This window comes from Methylobacterium sp. Gmos1 (genome assembly GCF_053764715.1).
Window position 1 is genome coordinate 19,306 of the sequence record NZ_JBSNCC010000016.1, and the last position, 16,855, is coordinate 36,160.

At 67.5% G+C, this 16,855-nt stretch carries 30 protein-coding genes; 13 read left to right on the forward strand and 17 right to left on the reverse strand.

The genetic code is table 11. From position 1 onward, the window contains the following. Nucleotides 1–87: 87 nt before the first annotated feature. Complete coding sequence (locus ACS5PV_RS24375) at nt 88–375, reverse strand: hypothetical protein (RefSeq protein ID WP_455397932.1); 288 nt, start codon at nt 373–375, stop codon at nt 88–90. Nucleotides 376–566: 191 nt separating this feature from the next. On the opposite strand from ACS5PV_RS24375, the gene ACS5PV_RS24380 reads away from it, so the two are divergent. Next, nucleotides 567–1,373, forward strand: a complete 807-nt coding sequence (locus ACS5PV_RS24380) for a thermonuclease family protein (protein WP_455397933.1) — start codon at nt 567–569, stop codon at nt 1,371–1,373. A gap of 5 nt (nt 1,374–1,378) precedes the next feature. Here ACS5PV_RS24380 and ACS5PV_RS24385 read toward each other — a convergent pair whose 3' ends face one another. From ACS5PV_RS24385 to ACS5PV_RS24460, 16 genes are all read right to left on the reverse strand, one after another. Then, the gene (locus ACS5PV_RS24385; protein ID WP_455397934.1) at nt 1,379–1,819 is read right to left on the reverse strand and encodes a hypothetical protein; all 441 of its coding nucleotides are present in this window, start codon (nt 1,817–1,819) and stop codon (nt 1,379–1,381) included. A gap of 71 nt (nt 1,820–1,890) precedes the next feature. After that, nucleotides 1,891–2,634 carry a phage tail sheath C-terminal domain-containing protein gene (locus ACS5PV_RS24390; protein ID WP_455397935.1) on the reverse strand — a complete coding sequence of 248 codons (744 nt, stop codon included), beginning with the start codon at nt 2,632–2,634 and terminating at the stop codon, nt 1,891–1,893. A gap of 60 nt (nt 2,635–2,694) precedes the next feature. Continuing rightward, nucleotides 2,695–2,874, reverse strand: coding sequence for a hypothetical protein (locus tag ACS5PV_RS24395; RefSeq protein ID WP_455397936.1), 180 nt, complete (start codon nt 2,872–2,874; stop codon nt 2,695–2,697). A 2-nt stretch (nt 2,875–2,876) separates the two neighbouring features. Next, the gene (locus ACS5PV_RS24400; protein WP_455397937.1) at nt 2,877–3,014 is read right to left on the reverse strand and encodes a hypothetical protein; all 138 of its coding nucleotides are present in this window, start codon (nt 3,012–3,014) and stop codon (nt 2,877–2,879) included. Further along, nucleotides 3,014–3,262 carry a hypothetical protein gene (locus tag ACS5PV_RS24405; protein ID WP_455397938.1) on the reverse strand — a complete coding sequence of 83 codons (249 nt, stop codon included), beginning with the start codon at nt 3,260–3,262 and terminating at the stop codon, nt 3,014–3,016. The genes ACS5PV_RS24400 and ACS5PV_RS24405 overlap by 1 nt, the downstream gene beginning before the upstream one ends. Then, entirely contained in the window at nt 3,262–3,444 is a 183-nt protein-coding gene (locus ACS5PV_RS24410) for a hypothetical protein (protein ID WP_455397939.1), read from the reverse strand. The genes ACS5PV_RS24405 and ACS5PV_RS24410 overlap by 1 nt, the downstream gene beginning before the upstream one ends. Further along, nucleotides 3,437–3,628, reverse strand: a complete 192-nt coding sequence (locus tag ACS5PV_RS24415) for a hypothetical protein (protein ID WP_455397940.1) — start codon at nt 3,626–3,628, stop codon at nt 3,437–3,439. The genes ACS5PV_RS24410 and ACS5PV_RS24415 overlap by 8 nt, the downstream gene beginning before the upstream one ends. Further along, nucleotides 3,625–4,587: a site-specific integrase gene (locus ACS5PV_RS24420; RefSeq protein WP_455397941.1), complete on the reverse strand. Its 963-nt coding sequence runs from the start codon at nt 4,585–4,587 to the stop codon at nt 3,625–3,627. Before ACS5PV_RS24420 ends, ACS5PV_RS24415 begins: the two co-directional genes overlap by 4 nt. 86 nt (nt 4,588–4,673) lie before the next feature. Then, a complete protein-coding gene (locus ACS5PV_RS24425; protein ID WP_455397942.1) occupies nt 4,674–4,958 on the reverse strand; it encodes a hypothetical protein in 285 nt (94 codons plus the stop codon). A 327-nt stretch (nt 4,959–5,285) separates the two neighbouring features. Then, nucleotides 5,286–5,972 (reverse strand): hypothetical protein, encoded by a 687-nt coding sequence (locus tag ACS5PV_RS24430; protein WP_455397943.1) that lies wholly within the window; start codon nt 5,970–5,972, stop codon nt 5,286–5,288. A gap of 162 nt (nt 5,973–6,134) precedes the next feature. Further along, entirely contained in the window at nt 6,135–7,358 is a 1,224-nt protein-coding gene (locus ACS5PV_RS24435) for a hypothetical protein (RefSeq protein ID WP_455397944.1), read from the reverse strand. A gap of 626 nt (nt 7,359–7,984) precedes the next feature. Next, nucleotides 7,985–8,638 (reverse strand): HD domain-containing protein, encoded by a 654-nt coding sequence (locus ACS5PV_RS24440; protein WP_455397945.1) that lies wholly within the window; start codon nt 8,636–8,638, stop codon nt 7,985–7,987. 10 nt (nt 8,639–8,648) lie between these two features. After that, nucleotides 8,649–9,377, reverse strand: a complete 729-nt coding sequence (locus ACS5PV_RS24445) for a metallophosphoesterase family protein (protein WP_455397946.1) — start codon at nt 9,375–9,377, stop codon at nt 8,649–8,651. A 62-nt stretch (nt 9,378–9,439) separates the two neighbouring features. Further along, a complete protein-coding gene (locus tag ACS5PV_RS24450; protein ID WP_455397947.1) occupies nt 9,440–9,859 on the reverse strand; it encodes a MucR family transcriptional regulator in 420 nt (139 codons plus the stop codon). 15 nt (nt 9,860–9,874) lie between these two features. Then, the gene (locus ACS5PV_RS24455; RefSeq protein WP_455397948.1) at nt 9,875–10,117 is read right to left on the reverse strand and encodes a hypothetical protein; all 243 of its coding nucleotides are present in this window, start codon (nt 10,115–10,117) and stop codon (nt 9,875–9,877) included. Between the two features lie 10 nt (nt 10,118–10,127). After that, complete coding sequence (locus tag ACS5PV_RS24460; protein WP_455397949.1) at nt 10,128–10,676, reverse strand: hypothetical protein; 549 nt, start codon at nt 10,674–10,676, stop codon at nt 10,128–10,130. Between the two features lie 10 nt (nt 10,677–10,686). On the opposite strand from ACS5PV_RS24460, the gene ACS5PV_RS24465 reads away from it, so the two are divergent. The 12 genes from ACS5PV_RS24465 to ACS5PV_RS24520 are packed head-to-tail and all read left to right on the forward strand — an operon-like array spanning nt 10,687 to nt 16,852. Continuing rightward, on the forward strand, nt 10,687–10,929 hold the full coding sequence (locus ACS5PV_RS24465) for a hypothetical protein (RefSeq protein ID WP_455397950.1): 243 nt from the start codon (nt 10,687–10,689) through the stop codon (nt 10,927–10,929). A 12-nt stretch (nt 10,930–10,941) separates the two neighbouring features. After that, on the forward strand, nt 10,942–11,718 hold the full coding sequence (locus ACS5PV_RS24470) for a methyltransferase (protein WP_455397951.1): 777 nt from the start codon (nt 10,942–10,944) through the stop codon (nt 11,716–11,718). After that, nucleotides 11,715–11,909, forward strand: coding sequence for a hypothetical protein (locus tag ACS5PV_RS24475; protein ID WP_455397952.1), 195 nt, complete (start codon nt 11,715–11,717; stop codon nt 11,907–11,909). Before ACS5PV_RS24470 ends, ACS5PV_RS24475 begins: the two co-directional genes overlap by 4 nt. Then, complete coding sequence (locus ACS5PV_RS24480) at nt 11,906–12,088, forward strand: hypothetical protein (protein ID WP_455397953.1); 183 nt, start codon at nt 11,906–11,908, stop codon at nt 12,086–12,088. Before ACS5PV_RS24475 ends, ACS5PV_RS24480 begins: the two co-directional genes overlap by 4 nt. A 1-nt stretch (nt 12,089) precedes the next feature. After that, nucleotides 12,090–12,779 (forward strand): YqaJ viral recombinase family protein, encoded by a 690-nt coding sequence (locus tag ACS5PV_RS24485; RefSeq protein ID WP_455397954.1) that lies wholly within the window; start codon nt 12,090–12,092, stop codon nt 12,777–12,779. Then, entirely contained in the window at nt 12,776–13,444 is a 669-nt protein-coding gene (locus ACS5PV_RS24490) for a hypothetical protein (protein WP_455397955.1), read from the forward strand. Before ACS5PV_RS24485 ends, ACS5PV_RS24490 begins: the two co-directional genes overlap by 4 nt. Next, the gene (locus ACS5PV_RS24495; RefSeq protein ID WP_455397956.1) at nt 13,444–13,929 is read left to right on the forward strand and encodes a zinc-finger-containing protein; all 486 of its coding nucleotides are present in this window, start codon (nt 13,444–13,446) and stop codon (nt 13,927–13,929) included. Before ACS5PV_RS24490 ends, ACS5PV_RS24495 begins: the two co-directional genes overlap by 1 nt. Continuing rightward, nucleotides 13,929–14,345 carry a winged helix-turn-helix domain-containing protein gene (locus ACS5PV_RS24500; RefSeq protein WP_455397957.1) on the forward strand — a complete coding sequence of 139 codons (417 nt, stop codon included), beginning with the start codon at nt 13,929–13,931 and terminating at the stop codon, nt 14,343–14,345. The genes ACS5PV_RS24495 and ACS5PV_RS24500 overlap by 1 nt, the downstream gene beginning before the upstream one ends. Continuing rightward, nucleotides 14,342–14,599: a hypothetical protein gene (locus tag ACS5PV_RS24505; RefSeq protein ID WP_455397958.1), complete on the forward strand. Its 258-nt coding sequence runs from the start codon at nt 14,342–14,344 to the stop codon at nt 14,597–14,599. The genes ACS5PV_RS24500 and ACS5PV_RS24505 overlap by 4 nt, the downstream gene beginning before the upstream one ends. Beyond that, nucleotides 14,599–15,573 carry a DUF5131 family protein gene (locus ACS5PV_RS24510; protein ID WP_455397959.1) on the forward strand — a complete coding sequence of 325 codons (975 nt, stop codon included), beginning with the start codon at nt 14,599–14,601 and terminating at the stop codon, nt 15,571–15,573. The genes ACS5PV_RS24505 and ACS5PV_RS24510 overlap by 1 nt, the downstream gene beginning before the upstream one ends. Then, complete coding sequence (locus ACS5PV_RS24515; RefSeq protein WP_455397960.1) at nt 15,573–16,055, forward strand: hypothetical protein; 483 nt, start codon at nt 15,573–15,575, stop codon at nt 16,053–16,055. Before ACS5PV_RS24510 ends, ACS5PV_RS24515 begins: the two co-directional genes overlap by 1 nt. Beyond that, nucleotides 16,052–16,852 carry a hypothetical protein gene (locus tag ACS5PV_RS24520; protein WP_455397961.1) on the forward strand — a complete coding sequence of 267 codons (801 nt, stop codon included), beginning with the start codon at nt 16,052–16,054 and terminating at the stop codon, nt 16,850–16,852. The genes ACS5PV_RS24515 and ACS5PV_RS24520 overlap by 4 nt, the downstream gene beginning before the upstream one ends. The last annotated feature ends 3 nt before the right edge of the window (nt 16,853–16,855 follow it).

The window sequence follows — 16,855 nt, forward strand, 5'->3', positions numbered from 1 at the left end:
ATCCGCCGCCGCGCTGGGTAGCGCACAGGAAAAAAGCCCCGCGCCGGGTGGCGCGGGGCGGGGACAGCAATGTTGAAGCATGATCGTTTATGCGATCAGCGGCCCTGAGTACCCCGCCGGCGTCTTCAGCGAGTTGTCATCGAAGAGGCCGGTTCCATTCCGGGTATTGGCCTCTGCAACTTGGTGGCGGGTGACAGCCTTGCCGACCGCACGGCCGTCCAAGGCGACCTGTGTGTGAACCTGGATCGGCGCGGTCCCGCCCCGGTAGAGGAGGGAGGACTGTTTCCCAGACCCGCCAGCGGCGGGCGCGGCAGTCGCCGCACGCGCACTCGCCACCGGCTTCTCACCGGCCTGCAGGATCTTCACGCTCGTCATGGGGGCCTCGTGGCTGTTGATGGAATGAACGGGGTGTCGACAGCGAGCGGACCGCCGCCGAGGATCGGAGGAACGAAGAGAAGTGGAGGTGACGATGCGACCGGCCTGGACGACACTCGCCGCGTTCGGCGGCCTGGCTTTCGTCGCCTTCAGCGGTGTCTCACCGGCCGCGGCAACGCCCGGGATGGTCAATGCGCAGGGCTGCCACTGCCATCCGCGGCATTGTCACGGCCGCGGCGAGCTGCGGGTCAATCGAAGCGGGAGGATGTATGTGCCGGGCCATTTCGACCATCGCGGCCGCAAGCATCGCCGCCATCGTCGGCGGTAGCGCGCTCGCGGCGGACCCGATCGTCGGCCGCGCCTCGGTCACCGACGGGGATACCCTGGTGATCCGCGGTTACCGCATCCGGCTGTTCGGGATCGACGCGCCGGAGAGCGCGCAGCTTTGCCAGGACGTTGGAGCGAAGGACTATCGCTGCGGCCAGAAGGCGGCGCTCGCCCTGTCGGACAGGATCGGGGCCAGCACGGTCACCTGCGAACCCCGGGACCAGGACCGCTACGGCCGGGTTGTGGCGGTCTGCTCGGCCGCCGGCACCGACCTGAACGGGTGGATGGTGGGGGAGGGCCACGCGCTCGCCTACCGGCAGTACAGCACCGCCTACGTACCCCAAGAGGACGCGGCGCGGGCGGCCAAGCGCGGGATCTGGGGCGGGGCCTTTACGCCGCCTTGGGACTGGCGGAAGGAGAAGCGCGGTGGCGGTGGGGCTGCCGCGGCTCCGTCGTCCCGGCAACCGGAACCGGACGCCTCGGCCGCGCCGACGACGAGCACCGCCGGGTGCCAGATCAAGGGCAACATCAGCCGGAAGGGCGACCGGATCTACCACGTGCCCGGCTCGCGCGACTACGAGCGGACGGCGATCGACACGAGCGCCGGGGAGCGTCTGTTCTGCTCTGAGGACGAGGCGAAGGCGGCCGGCTGGCGGGCGCCGCGCGGCTGAGGCCGCTACTGCACCTTGATCCGGGTCGAGGCGGTCCAGTCGAGCTTCTGCACGATGGTCTTGCCGCGTTCGGCCTTGCCGCCGTCCGACATCTTGAACGCGCAGCCGACGTAGCGCCACTGCGTGTAGCCGCCGCCGACCTCCTGGATGGTCTCCAGGATGGTCGCCTGGCGGTTCGTGGCACCAGCGTAGAACTGTGCCTCGCGCGAGGCGATCCAGTCGTCGGCGACGGAATTCGCCCGGTCGAGGTCGAGCGAGCCCTCCCAGCCGTCGGGGTCCTCCTCGAAGATCGGCGGCGCGTTGAGCGGGCGCGATTTCACCTGCTCGGTGCGCTGCTTCTTGTCCCAGCCGGTCTTGATCGGGATCGCGAGCGTGACGCCGGTGTCGGGGTCGACGATCTCGATGGCCACGTCGTGGCCGGTGTTGAAGGTGCCAAAGGACGACACGGCGGCGGTCTCCGCGGGTGGTCAGCGGCCCGCACCGGGCCGCCTGGAGGTGAGTGGGGGACTGGCGCGGATCAGCCGAACGAGTAGCCGATCGGCGCCGACTTCGAGCGCGTGATCGTGACGGTCTGGCCGCCCTCGACGTCGATCAGGAAGTACTCGACCACCGCGAGGTAGATGACCTTGGCAGCCGCCTTGAGGTAGCCGGCGGCGATGCGCGCGACCGGGTTGTTCGACAGGTCGCAGATGACCTGGAAGTCGTCGATCATGCCCTCCTGCTGCATCGAGCCGAGGAAGGCGTTCAGCGTCGCGGCGGCTCGGGTGCGGGTCGTGTCGTCGGCGCTCCGGCTCTGGAGCTCGCCGACGTACTTGCCCATGCCGGCGTTCAGCGTCGCGGCGATGTAGTTGGTGAGCCGGGTGTAGGCGACCTGATGGATGCCGACGTTCGAGGAGGTGTTGCGGCCGAACCGGTTCCCGAACACGTTGCCGTAGGGGATCGGGTTGCAGATCACCGACAGGCCGTTGGTGGCGAGCAGCTGCAGCTCCGCGTCCGCGTACTTGGCGCCCGCGGCCGAGCGCTGCGTGCCGATGATCCCCTGCATGGGCTTGTTGAGGGAGGTGCGCTCGGGGCTCAGGTTGACCAGGAGCCCGACCTCGAAAGCCTGCGGGGAGACGTAGCGGCTGATCCCGTTCGCCTCGTCGTAGAACAGGATCCAGTCGCCGAGCAGGCGCTCGAAGGCGTAGCTGTCGATCCCTCCGTTGTTGCGCGCCGCCACCGCGTTGGCGATCGTCTCGCCGGCCGCGCCGGTGCCGACCATCAGCACGCCCTCGGAGAGGCCAAAGGCGATCTGGGTCGGAATGGTGGTGTCGTCGTCGGGTCAGCGCCGCCCACGCGAGCCACGGTCGACGGCGGCCGGGCGGGGCTCGCGCTGACGCGCACCCTCGGCATAGCCCGCGTCGTACTCCTCGCGGCTGAGGCCGGGGGCGATCGGGACGTGCTGCGCGCGGCGGCGCGCCCCGCGCCAGAGGCCGAGAGCGTAGGACTGGGTCGGGATCATGTTCAGTGCACCGTGCTCGAGATGGCGTAGCCCCAGGCCGTGGGGCCCGGGCAGGAGGTGAGCCGGCGGCGCGAGCGCAGGAGCGACACGGCGAAGGCGCCGAGTACCGCCATGGCGGCGACGTTCCGAAGGGCGCGCATCAGGCTCTCGCTGCCGTCGGCCGGCCCGGGCCGGTGTCGCCGCGCAGGGGCACGCGACCGTAGAGGTGGCGGGCCGACTCGCTCATGCTGGCACGCACCTCACGCCGGCGGCGGACCTCGGTGCCGAAGCTGATGTGGATCACCCGCGTGGCGCGAATGGCCCGAGCGATCGCGGCCGTGTGCCTGTCGTGGTCGACGATGTCCCGCAGGAGCGTCGGCAGGCGCCCATGCTGGTCAGCGGTGAGCATCAGAGGCCGAACCCTTGGCACCAGAGGCGGAGGACGTCGCGCTCTTGCTCGGCAGCGATAGCCGCCAGCGCCTCGTCGGTCGGCGCCATCTCCGCCAGGGCCGCGGCTTCCTCCGAAGAGAGCGCGAGATCCTGATCGGGCATGGCGTCGGCGAAGCGCTCGGCGGTCACGCGGTCAGCCATGCTGGGCGACGCGGATGTCGAGGGGGAAGTGGTTGCGGCCGAACCGTTCGGCGGCGGCCTTGCTCGGGAAGGCCAGCGCGGCGCCGCGATCGGCGGTCCAGTGCAGGCGCGTGCCCTCGTCGGCAGCGAACAGCGGCGAGGCCTCCGCGGAGGAGGCGAGCTCGACGTACCAGGTGCGCGTCACAGGAAGTCCTTGCCGGCGTTCGACCGGAAAAGCTCACCATCCTCCATGTAGCCGAGGGTGGTTTCGAGCTTGGCGTGCCGCATGTGGCCCGCGGTGAGACGGAGGTCGGCGCCGACGTCGCCAGCGGTGGTGGCGAAGCCGCGCCGGGGTGAGTGGCCTCCGAAGGCGGTCGGATCCAGGCCGGCCGCGGCGCAGCGGGCCTTCAGGATCCGGGCGAACTGGCCGGCGGTGAGCCGGTCGGGCGAGAGGCGCCCGCGGTCACAGCTGCGGAAGGCAGGGCCCTCGGTGATGCCGGCGATCTCCAGCCATTGCCGGACCGCGGCGGGGATCTTGAGCTTGCCGTCTGGGATCGCGACGGTGCGACCTTGGCCGGCCTGATCGGTCTTGGCGCGAGCGATGCGCACTAGGAGGCCGCGGCGGTGCGCCTCCAGATCAGCGACATCGAGCGCAACGAGCTCGGAGCGCCGAAGCGCCGCGCCGAAGCAGAGCAGGATCAGCGCGCGGTCGCGCCGGCCGGCGAGGTCTGTCCCGATCCGCTTCACCACCTTGGCAACGAGGTCGGCGGTCAGGGCTTGCTTCTTCGCCGGGCGGCGCCCGAGCGTGTTGCGGATCCCGGTCAGGATCGCCCTGACCTCCTCGCGGCCGGTCGGACTGTCCTGGCCGGCGGCGCGGTGGACCGCGGCGATCGCGGCGGCGCGCCGGTCGATCGTTGAGACGGTGCGCCCGAGCTGCGCGAGGTGGGTCAGGTAGCGACCGACCGTGCGGCCGTTAGCCGGGAGCGGGTCGGCGCCCTCGTCGGCGCACCATGCGATGAAGTCGCGCCAGTCCGTGGCGTAGGCCCGGCGGGTCGCAGCGGATTTCGAGGCCGCGGCGAAGGCCGTCGCCGCGAGGTCCAGCGCGTCCGGTTGAGCGGCGACGAGGTCGCTGCCCGGCCGGAGCGCCAGGGCATTATCGGGCATCCGATCCGGTCTCGTTCGGGTGCCCGGGAAGGGCAATTATCGTGCGCCCGTGCTCATCGTGTCGAAGCGCGGGTGAGACTGATTTTTCAGCCCCCGATCGCGACCCGCCGCGGCCGCCCGCGGAACTGCACCACGAAGCCGCCACGCACCGCCGAGATCTCGGGGAACTCGCTCCGGGTCGGGCGCCGCACGACGGGCTCGGGCGCCCGGGCCGCGCCGGTCAGATCGCGGTGGAGCAGCGCCAACCCGCGCTGGAGATCGTCGACCTGCCCGAGGAAATGTTCCGCCGTGTGCCGATGCCCCGGAGCCCGGAGCCGGCGCGCCTGGCTGAGCAGGTCCGAGACCCGCTCGGCGGTCTCACGGTCGTTCATGAGGGGAGCATACCAGCGATAGGGCTTGGCCGGAACCGCGAGGGGAGAACGCGGAGTGCGGCCGGTCGGTTCGTGTCAGCGGGCGGTGTCCACCCGATGTGTTGATCCCGTGTCCCCTGTCCGCTCCGACAGGCGCTGACCGCGCATCCCGCGCTTCCGGCACGTCCGCACCCATCCGCAAACCGGCTGGTGCGCCGCCGCGCCCCGATAAGGGCGCGCCCGCTGATCCCTGAAACACGAAGCCCCGCGAGCCGGCAGGCTGCGGGGCGGAATTCCTGAAGATGCCTGTACTTACGGGGACAGCCCGCGGGCTGTCAATGTTGAGCCCTACGCCGCCAGGGCGACTGGCCGGGCGATGAGCGCCGGACGGTCCGGGGGCAGGGCTCCCCAGAGCTGCGCCAGCACCTTGAGGCCGCGGCGCAACCGGTCGAGCGCGACGCCTGCGGCGGCCGAGGCTTGCTGGTAGCCGATCTCCCGGCCGACCTCTTCCAGGATCCGCTCTTCGAGCACCACCGCTCGCACCGCCGCCCAGTCGCCGGCATCCATCCCGGCCTCGGCCCGCCGCATCTCGCGCCGGTGCCGCTCCTGCGTCTCGGTGATCGGGGTGCGAAGGCCGCCTCCGCCGCCGGCGCCGTTGAAGTTCGAGGCGGAGGCCAGCCCCGAGAGCCCGGCCTGGAAGTGGTGGATCCTCAGCCGCTCGCCGGCCTCGAACAGGATGCGGTTGCGGTCGGCGTCGGCCTCGTCGAGGCGGCGACGGGCGTGGAGCCGGTCGAGCGGGGCATCGGTCAGGCGCACGACGCGATCCGCGCCGATGATCCCGACGGATCCGGCGCCGACGACCTGAAGGCGTCCGGATCGCCGGTCGGAGGCGACGGCGAGACCCGCTTGCGCCAGCCGCTCGGGTGTCGGTCCCAGGTTGTCGTTGCTCAGGGTCGCGGTCGGCACGTCGCGCAAAAGGCGCGTCGAGATGGTCGCGAGTGACGGTTGCTTCTTCGCCTTCTTGGTGCGCGCCACGGTTCAGGCCCTTGTGCATGTGTTGCGCACAAGGGGTCCGATCATACCGATGACACTGTCAAGAGACGGCAGTGCCTCGTGCCGGTATACCGCAGAGCGCCAAAATGCGAGTAGCTAGACTACAGCTTCCTGCGACTCGCATTCAGCGCCTGCGCCTGATTTTTACGATCTAAGGCCAGGGCCTTCCAACCTTGCAACACAACTTAGATGCCATGCTGTGCTGTTAACATAAGCATCGTTGCCTGTTGATCCAGATATAGAATTTATAGCTGTCTCGGCAATCATGTACGCTTTATAATTATTTGCCTCTAGCGATTTAAAAAAATCTCTCGCTTGGACATACCAGTCGAAAGAAGAAAGTTGATTGGCATGCCAAGCGTCCCTTAGGGGTAAAATCTTGAAATGAATTACAGCGGCTATGCCTGAACAATAATCTTGAGCACGTTCTCCGCGGAAATCGCCAGTAATAAAGTCATTGATAAGTTTATTTCTATTTTCAATCGCATTCGATATTATTTCATCAGGACTCCTGCTGGGTTGAGCATATGAAGCGCCGACGCTTCCATCAGGACTTTTTATTTCAACAGTATCGTTGGGGCATTTTTTGAACGAAGGCGGACTGCCGATAATTTTCATTAGATCTTGATTTTTGACGACGGATTTCGTGAGTTGGATGCTGTCGCTCGAAATTTTGTACTCCTGATATCCATCGCTCGTAGTAATGCCTACGTCGTTTCCAATATATTCGGATTTCAATATTCGTGGAGGATCGTAGACATTTTGAGGTACATTCGTGGCAATAATCCTATCTGGTTTAATCTCGAAGCTATATTGACTGCATGTCCTCTCTACCCGAGTCCATTTCCCAACAAGAGACAAATGCGCGTCTGCCTTGAACGGGGTTGGGGTAGATTGTCCACCAGCTACAGACGGCGCGGGCTCGGTGCCGGATGGTTTGGCGGCGACCGCCACAGGCGGAAATTGAACGATGGTTTTTCCGTCGCCGGTTGAATTCGTATCCCATAGTTTGCTGACAAACATTTCTCCACGAGACAATGCGGCATCGCTTGGGACCAAATTTTGCTGCTTTAGAAAATCGCGACGAGATTTGGCATATTCTGCCGGGTATGGACCTACGACTACCGCATACCAGCCATTTGAGCTCCTCATGATAGATATATCTTTGGAGGCAGCCCTATATTTCTCTACTACAATCTTGGCGTCGTCGAACCACTGGCGACTTGCTAGGACTACATATCTATATTCTGACTTCAACATGAAAGGTACCGAGCTCGCACTCGTATTCTCAAATATAGTACTCGCTTCCACCGCCCCGGTTTGGGCGAAAGCATAGATGATAGCGGCTAGGAGCTTTCCAGACGACATAGCTAAAGCCCAAATCCTGCGAAGTGCCCGTTGGTGACATTTGGGATGTCGATCTTAAAAAATATCCTAATGATGATAAATAACAAACAGAAAATACAATGTGGCTAACGTTTTGTGAATAAAATTTATCAGATGTTCATGATTTATATTACATTCGACTTATGACACATTTTGCATAGTTTTTAGAATTTAAAATCATACTGTTACATTTGATCTACCGCTGGCATTCTTTGCCAAAGCAATTTTCTCGCAGGCTCGCTTGCGCCGGCGATGAAATGTCCTTTCCTGCCAGCCTTTTAGCTGGCACCACTCGGCTATGGACGCACTAGGATCGCCTCCCGAAGCCCTTATCCGAGCGTATGTGAGGACAGCAAGCAGTTCGTCCCCATCTTTCAGAATGGTTCGCGCGAAGGCAAGTATATCGAACGACGAGCTAGGCCGATCGCGGTCTGCAGAAATTAGCGCGTTATACGGCCCCGTCACAACGGCGGTTTCTCGCAACAACCGCATCGGAATCACTAGCCAGCGCTCGACGTCGCGCGCGGTCCACGAGCCAGGCGGATCCGGCCCGGCCGGGCGCTGTCCGGTCGGCTCGTTCGAGAGTGGGGGATCCAAGGGGGGCTCGCTCAGGCGGCGCTCTCCGCCTGCTGCCGCGGATCTCGCCACCCGAGCGCCGTCGCAGCCTCGTGGAGCCGTGCGCGGGCGCGCTGGTAGCGCTCTCCGATGCCGCGCTGGTCCTCGGGCAGGAGTGCCAGGCGCGCCGGGTCGCCGTTGTCTTCGACGTCGGCGAGCTTCGCCAGGATGGCCCCGAGGTTGCCGGAGGCGATGATGTCCTCGATGCGCTGGTCGTAGGTGCGGGAGTCGCCGGGCGGCTTGGTCAGGAGCCGCACCATCTCGATCGTCGCGTCCGAGAAACCTGCCACGAGCAGATCGTCGAGGGTGCATGTCGAGTCCTCGACCGTGTCGTGCATCCACGCGGCGAACACGACAGTCCCCGCGTGCTCGCCAATGGCGCCCTCCGGGATGCCAGCGAGGAAATCGCCCACCCGGTCGACGACCCGGATGATGTGCCTCATGTAAGGGCGACCGGCCTTGTCGAACTGGCCGCTATGCGCCTGAGCCGCGAACTCGATCGCGGCGCCATATGTCGCTTTCTGCAACGCTCCCGCATCACGCATCGCCCGCACCGCCCGCCGGGCCCGCTCCAGGCAGGGCGGACACGCGCCGCCCGGGCACGCCCGATCCTGGAACGTGTAGACGGCGCGGGCGATCTGGGACATGGAGCCGAGTTCAGGCATCGTTCGAGCCCTCAAGAGCGGAGGCAGAGGGGCCGATCACCTCAAGCAGGTCGACCGGGCCACCCATCACCGCGTCGTCGAACACCCCGACCACGAGTCGGCCCGTGTACCAAGCGAAGGTGTCGAGGTCGGTCCGGCCTGCGAACCGCTTCGGGCCGTCGGCGAATTGGTGGTGGCCGTGGACGACGTGGCGTCCATGGTGCCCGCCCTCGAACCCGTCAGGGTAGAGCATCCAGGTCAGCGTCTTCTCGGTCTGATCCTCCAACGGGATCGTTGGATCGACCCCAGCGTGGACGAAGACCCGGTTCTGATCGACGTGCGTGAGCGGCAGCTGCGCGATCCAGGCAAGGTGTTCGGGCGTGACGTGCGCGAGGTCGACATAGCCCTCGGGCGGGTGGCCGTAGGAGAGCAATGTCTGGCCGCCGCCGTTCTCCATCCACCAGCGCACCGGCGCTTGCCTGGCGCAGACCACCTGCATGATGCCCTCGTGGTTGCCCTTCAGGCAGATGAACCGCCCGGGTGAGGACGCGGCCTGGATCTCCATGAGCATGCGGATGATGCCTGCGCTGTCGGGGCCACGGTCGATGTAGTCGCCGAGCGTCACGACCTTTGCCGTATCGCGCGCGCCGCGACGCTCAGCGTCGGTCATGATTGCGTCCAGCGCACTCGTGAGAAGGTCGAGCCGCCCGTGTAGGTCAGCGATGGCGTAGGTGAAGCTCAACCCGATCTCCTGATGTCCTTCGGTTGGAGCCCCGCCGCCCGGAGACGGCGGGGCAGGGCGTTCTACGCCGCGCGGCTCTTGCGCCGGTTCGAGCCGAGGCCGCTGCTCTTCGCGAGCTCCGACCGCTGCGCCGCATAGTTCGCCGCGACCATCGGGTAGTCGTGCGGCAGGCCCCACTTCTGGCGGTACTCCTCGGGGGTCATACCGCGGCCGGAGAGATGCCGCTTCAGGGTCTTGTAGGGACGGCCGTCCTCGAGGCTGATGATGTGGTCGGGGGTGACGGTCTTGCGGATCGGGACCGGGGGCTCGGGGCGCACCGGCTCCGGCGCGGGTGGCGCGCCCAGCTTCTCCAGCGCCGCGTGCGTCGAGGCGATCAGGCCCGGCAGCTCGCCCACCGGGACGCTGTTCTTTGCCACGTAGGCGGACACGATGTCGGCGGTGAGAGCGGTGAAGTCGTGCGTATTGGTTGCGGTATCGGTCATGATGACGCTCCTTGGTTAGAACGGAATATCGTCGGAGATGTCGACGAACTTGCTGCCGTCGAACTCATATAACCGAGTTGTTGCAGTCTCGGCAATATATTCTGAGCCGAGAACGTGAAATTGTGTGCCGGGATTTGCGCGAGAAAGCCGATTAGCCTCCCGACGCGCGGCTTCTACGCTAGGATGAGTGCGCGTAGGTATGTCTCGACCGAGGCCGTAGACCATCCAAACCCGCTTCGGCTTCTCCGCGATCGTCATGGCAGCCTCCTCAGACTGTGGTCTCACCGACCGGTCGGCGGAAGCGATGCGGGGACAGGGCATTGCCGAGCGCCATCGCCCCGAGCGCTCCAGCCTTGATCGGCGGGGCGGCGAGGACGACATCGCGCTCCGCCTCCTCGGCCTCGACGGCGCGGAGCTGGTCCTGCTGCTCGCGCATCAGCTTGCCGGCGACCGCGTCGCGGGCAGCCTGGCGGGCGCGCTCCACCGCCTCCGGATCCGGCTCAGGCAAGATCTCGGCGTCGAGGACGCGCGAGAGCTTCGCCAGATCGGCGAGATGGGTCCGGGCGATGATCCCGCACTCGCGGGCGAAGGCGGGCGGAGTCGGCGCCTGCCGGGGCGGCCACGTGAACGACACCTCGTCGTCGCGGAACCGGCGGGCCGCCTCCTCGATGGCCCAGGCGGGATCCTGGCGGACCGCCTTGGCGATCATCTTCACCAGCGTCTCGGTGTCGTCCTCGCTGTCGCCGTATGCCGGCCAGCCGGTCAGGAGGAGGGCGATCACGGCCCGGGCGTGCTCGGCCGGCGCCGGCGCGAGCATCCGCGAGGCCGTGGGCCACAAGAACGAGGCAGACCAGCTGCGGCGCGCCCTGGAGATCGCAGCAGCCGACCTCGCCCAGGCGCACGCTGCCGCGAAGCTGATCCTCGCCGCGCGCCCCGAGCGGGCGCACGAGATCGCCGACGAACTCGCCCTTGGGCTGGCTGTCTCGCACCGGATCGCCCTGCGCGCGCTGGAGACGATCGGCCAGCCCGATCCGGCACCCGCCCTCCGCCTCGTCGTCTCCAACCCCTGAAGGATCTTCCCAATGCGCGTCTCTTCCGACGTTCTCGCCGTGCTCGACCGCGCCACCTTCGCCGGCAACGCCCTGTCGCTGGCCGCCCTCGGCCAGCTGGACCGCAAGCTCTACGAGGCCACGAACAAGGCGCTCGTGGCGGCCGGCGGTAAGTGGAACCGCAAGGCACAGGCGCACCTCTTCGATGGCGACGCCGCCGAGGCCATCGAGCCGATCCTGCTCACCGGCGAGGTGACCAGCCGCAAGATCGAGTTCCAACAGTTCGACACGCCGGAGATGCTGGCGCGGCAGGTCGTGGCTCGGGCCGACATCACCGACGGCATGACGGTACTGGAGCCGAGCGCCGGCCTTGGTGCCCTGGCTCGGGCGGCCCGCGACTGCCACGGCGCTGTGACCTGCGTCGAGATCGACGAGAAGCGCTTCGACGCGCTCCGGCAGGTGGCCGGTGGGTGTCTCGGCACCTTGGTGCGTGGCGATTTCCTGAAGGCGGTGCCGCAGCATCCGCTTCGGCAGTTCGACCGCGTCGTGATGAACCCGCCTTTCACGCGGGATCAAGACATCGCGCACGTCCGCCACGCCGCACAGTTCCTGAAGCCCGGCGGCCGACTCGTCGCGATCATGTCGGGCGGCATCACCTACCGCACCCGCGGCGCGGCTCCGGCCTTCCGCGAGTGGGTCGCGAGCCTCGGCGGCAGCATCGAGCGCCTGCCGGAGAACGCCTTCGCCGAGTCCGGCACGAACGTCAGCACGGCCCTGGTGGTGGTCGACATGCCGGGAGGGAGCGCGTGACCGCCCTCCCGCTCATCCTCGGTGTCGCCGCCGCCCTGGCCCTCGCCCACGTCGAGATCGGCAGCATCGCCCGCACCGGATCGGCCGAGTCCACCCTGGCATGGGCCATCATCGGGCACACCGCCCGGCTCGCGACCCTGGCCTTCGCGGTCTTCCTGATGGGGCTCGTGATGCTGCGGAGGCGGTCGTGAACGAGCCCGGCACAGCCCACGAGACCGCCGCCGAACGCGTCGCCCGTGAGGCCGCCGAAGCCTTCGACAGGTTCGTCGACGAAACCGCCAGCGAGGCGCGGGCCGCCGCCCGCCTCGCCTCCGACACCGCCGCCACCATCGCCCGCATCCGGGCGAGTGCCGAGCAGCAGGACGCCTAACATGGCCGTGCGCATCCATACCGATCTCATCCAAGGCACCGACGAGTGGATCGCGGCACGCTGCGGCCTGCTCACCGCGAGCGAGATGAGCCTCATCATCACGCCCGCGAAGCTCCAGGCCGCGCGCAACGACAAGGAGCGCGCCCACCTCTACGAACTGCTCGCCCAGCGCGTCACCCGGTATGTCGAGCCGCACTACGTCAGCGACGACATGCTGCGCGGCCACGACGACGAGCAGGAAGCGCTCCGGCTCTACGGACTGCATCGGGCGCCGGTGCAGCAGGTCGGGTTCATCACCAACGACCGCTGGGGCTTCACGATCGGCTATTCGCCGGACGCTCTCGTCGGTGAGGACGGCACCGTCGAGGTGAAGTCGCGCCGGCAGAAGTACCAGGTCGAAACCTTCATCCTCCACGTGCCGAACGGTTCGATCCCGGCCGACTTCCTGATCCAGGTGCAGACCGGGCTCATGGTGTCGGAGCGGAAGTGGTGTGACTTTCTCTCGTATTCGGGCGGCCTGCCGATGGTGCCCGTCCGCGTCTTCCCGGACGAGCGAATTCAGTCCGCGATCGCCGAGACTGCCGAGGCCTTCGAGCATCGCCTCGCCGACGCCATGGCGCAGTACCGGGATGCCGTCGCGGCCTCCGGCGCCATCCCAACTCAGCGCATCGAACGGGAGATCATGGCGTGATCGACATCTCTCGCACCATCGCCCCCAAGAGCGACCAGCTCAACGCCGACGATCTGATCGGGCAGCCGAGGACGATCAAGATCACCGGCGTCTCGCCGATGAGGGAGCCCGAGCAGCCGATCGCGATCAGCTTCGAGGGCGACGGCGGCAAGCCCTACAAGCCCTGCAAGTCGATGCGCCGCGTTCTCGTTCGCGTGTGGGGCGTCGACGGCACGGCCTACGTCGGTCGCCGGATGACGCTCTACCGCGACGACAAGGTCAGGTTCGGCGGCATGGAGGTTGGCGGCATCCGCATCAGCCACATGAGCGGGATCGAGCAGAACCTCACGTTCCCGCTCACGGCGAGCCGTGCGAGCCGCATCGCATACACCGTCCGGCCATTGGCCGAGGAGCGGCGCGCAGCCCCCGAGAAGGCGCCGGCAGGGCAGGGCGCGGATGTGCCGCCCGAGGGTAAGAAGGGCTCGGGGCGCGAACGTCTCTACATCGCCGCCCGCGAGGCGGCCGCCCGGGGCGCCGACGCCCTGGCGAGCTTCCGCAAGGGGCTGGAGGAGCGCGCCGACCGTGCCCTCGACGCCATCGCACCCGAGTTGCAGGACCTCGCCGCCGAGGCCGATCTTCGCGCCGCCGATGAGTTTCCGGCCGACCATTCCGAGGAACTCGCGTGATGTCGGCCGCCCCGATCTGCTGCGGGCAGCCGGCCCGCCTCACCACCGGTGCCGAGGTCTACCCGCACCGGCCCGACCTCCACGACAAGCCGATCTGGCGCTGCGACGTGTGCCCCGACGCCTATGTCGGGTGCCACCCGGGTACTACCGATCCGCTCGGCACCCCGGCCGGTCCCGACCTGCGCCGCGCCCGCCGGATGCTCCACGAGCGGATGATTGATCCGCTCTGGCAGAGCGCGGACCGGAGCGGCGCCTACGGCACGCTCGACGAGGAGGGCCGGCGTGTCGTGCGCCAGGCCGCTCGGGGCCGGGTCTACGGCTTCCTCGCGGACCGCATGGGCCTCACCCGCGACGAGACCCACACCGGCCTGTTCGACCTGGAGCAGTGCCGTGTCGCCTGGCGGGCGCTCTCCGGCGTCGCCTACCCAGAAATTAGGGCGTGGGCGCAGAAGCGCCGCGCCGCGCCGAAGAAGAGGGCGGCCTGATGAACGCGCTCACCCCCCCGTCCCGCCTGAAGATCGTCGATCTCCTCGAAGAGATCGACACCCTCCGCGAGGCGGTGCGTCGGTACGAGGAGCTGCTGAAGCCCTCGCTCTACGCGCCGCTGTCCTGGCGCCTGACGCCGCACGAGGAAGCTGTCCTCCTGGTGCTCTACGGCGCCAAGACCCGCGTCGTTCACCGCGAGCGGATGCTGATCGGGGTCTACGGCATCCTGGCCGACGCTCCCGAGCAGAAGATCCTCGACGTTTTCGTCTGCAAGGTCCGGCGCAAGCTGATGGAGGCGCAGACCCGGATCAGCATCGACACCGTGTGGGGCCGTGGCTGGCGGCTCAACGAGGAGAACCACGCCCGGCTGCACGCGGCGATCACCGGCGAGTCCATCGCAGAGCGTGCCGCATGAGCGCCGCCCTCTCGCTCCCCTTCGCGCCACCGGCCGGGCGCCCGCTCGTCGACCTCCCCAAGGACGGCTGCCGCTACGCCATCGGCTGCGACAGCGCCGGCCGGCACCTGTTCTGCGGCAAGCCGTCGGTCGCCACGAAGTCGTGGTGCCCCGACCACTTCCTGGTCGTGTTCAGCGAGCGCGGCATGGGCGGCATGAGCCTCGCCCAGGCGAGGGAGTCGGGGCGGGTCACCACCACTGGAGGAACGCGCTGATGGCCGAGAACACGAAAATCGAGTGGACTCACCACACCTGGTCACCCTGGATCGGCTGCCAGAAGGTCTCGCCGGCCTGTGACGGCTGCTACGCCGAGCACCTGATGGACACCCGCATGGGTCGGGTGGAGTGGGGCCCGCACGGCGAGCGGAAGCGGACGAGCGCGCCCTACTGGCGCCAGCCGTTGGCCTGGAACCGCGCCGCCGCGGCTGCCGGCCGGGTCGAGCGCGTGTTCCCGTCGCTCTGCGACCCGTTCGATAACCAGGTCGACCCGGCGTGGCGGCGGGACTTCTTCGACCTGATCCGAGCGACGCCGCATCTCCTCTGGCTCCTGCTGTCGAAGCGCGTCCAGAACGCTGTCGAGCAGTGCGATGCGGCCGGCGGGCTGCCAGCGAACGCCGCGATCGGCGGGACAGCCGAGGACCAGGAGAACGCCAACCGGGTCGTGCGCCATCTCAAGCACGCGCGCGCCTACCTCGACCCGGCCTTCATCTTCCTGTCGATGGAGCCGCTGCTGGAGGGCGTGTGCCTGCTCCAGGCCGACGCGATCCGCTGGCACCCAGGCGGCACCTACGACGACGGCGGACAGCCCGGCTACGACGAACCGTCGCCGGACCGCCACGAGTGCGTGGACTGGGTCATCACCGGCGGCGAGACCGACCAGGGCAAGCACAAGGCCCGGCCGTCGCATCCGGACTGGTTCCGGCAGATCCGCGACGCCTGCGCCGCGGCCGATGTGCCGTACCTGCACAAGCAGAACGGCGAGTGGGCGCCACGCAGCGCCTGCGAACAGGCGTGGAGGCCCGGCGAGGCCGGGCTCCAGTTCCACGTCCACCACTTTGCGAGCGAAGCGGGCGACTTCCGGAACGACGTCTTCCGTGTCGGCAAGAAGACCGCCGGCCGCCTCCTCGACGGCGTCGAGCACAACGGCTTCCCGGAGTCGGGGCGGGTTGGTGCGGAGGGCTCGCGCTGATGGTCGCCTACAGCTTCAAGCGCTGGTTCGCGCCGCCGATCCTGATGGGCGCCAAGGCCCAAACCATCCGGGCGAACCGCGCCGGCCGCAGCCGGCATGCCCGGGCGGGCGAGCAGCTTCAGCTCTACATCGGCATGCGCACGCGCCACTGCCGGCGGCTCGGCGCTCCGACATGCACCGCGGTGGTGCCGGTCCGCCTCGTGTTCGGACCCAAGAGCCCGGCCGAACTCTTCCAGGTTGACGGCGCGCCGCTGTCGCTCGCCCGGATGGATGCCTTCGCCCGGGATGACGGCTTCCAGTCCGTCGAGGACATGGCCGCGTTCTGGTGGGCCGAGCATCCGGGCGAGGGTTGCCTGCTGACCTTCGAGGGCGTGCTGATCCGATGGCAGCCCTTCAGCGATCCCGAGCTGCTGGCCGAGCTCGCCCACGTCACCCCCGCCAACATCGACAGCCTGCCGGAGCAGGCGGGAGGGCGGGCGTGATGGTGACCGCCGCAAAACCCCCGATGTCAGAAGCCGACCTCTGCTCCGCCTTCATCGCCGCAGCTACGAAGCCGGCCCGCGACGAACCGCAGTGGACCGCTTACCCGGAAACAGCCGGCTTCGACATCCTGCTGGTGCGCTCGCTCGACGGTATCCAAGTCGGCATCGAGGCGAAGTTAGCGCTCAACCCCCGCGTCGTCGCCCAGATCCTGCCGCCGCGCATGTCCTGGTACGGAGATCACGAGGGCCCCGACTACCGCGCCGTCCTGGTGCCGGCGGGGAAGTGCAACACCGATGTTCGGGCAATTTGCGACGCACTCGGCATTACCGTGATCGAGCACCGCGGCGGTCCCGGCGAAGGCTATTACGAGAAATGGGCCCGTGGTCCTGAATTCAGCCCAGCCTTGCCGGTTGAAAGCTACTGGCGTCACGATATGCAACTCTGGCACGAGTGGTTGCCGGAGAAGCGTTGTGCGCTGCCGGAATACGTGCCGGATGTTGCCGCGGGAGCCTCGGCGCCGGTCATCCTAACGGCCTGGAAGGTCAAGGCGATCAAGCTGCTGATCCTGGCCGCCGACAGACCGGTTACGCGCGCCGACTTCAAGCATCTCCAGCTTTCACCGACCAGTTGGCTATGCCCTGGCGGCTGGCTGGACCGGGTCGAGTCCGGGTGGGTTGCTGGTCCGCGGACGCCCGATCTCCGGCGCCAGCACCCGATCAACTTCGGGCAGATCGAAGCCGACAAGTCGAAGTGGGCGCCTGCCGTCCCCGACCTCCCCCTTATCCCCGCGGAGTAGCGC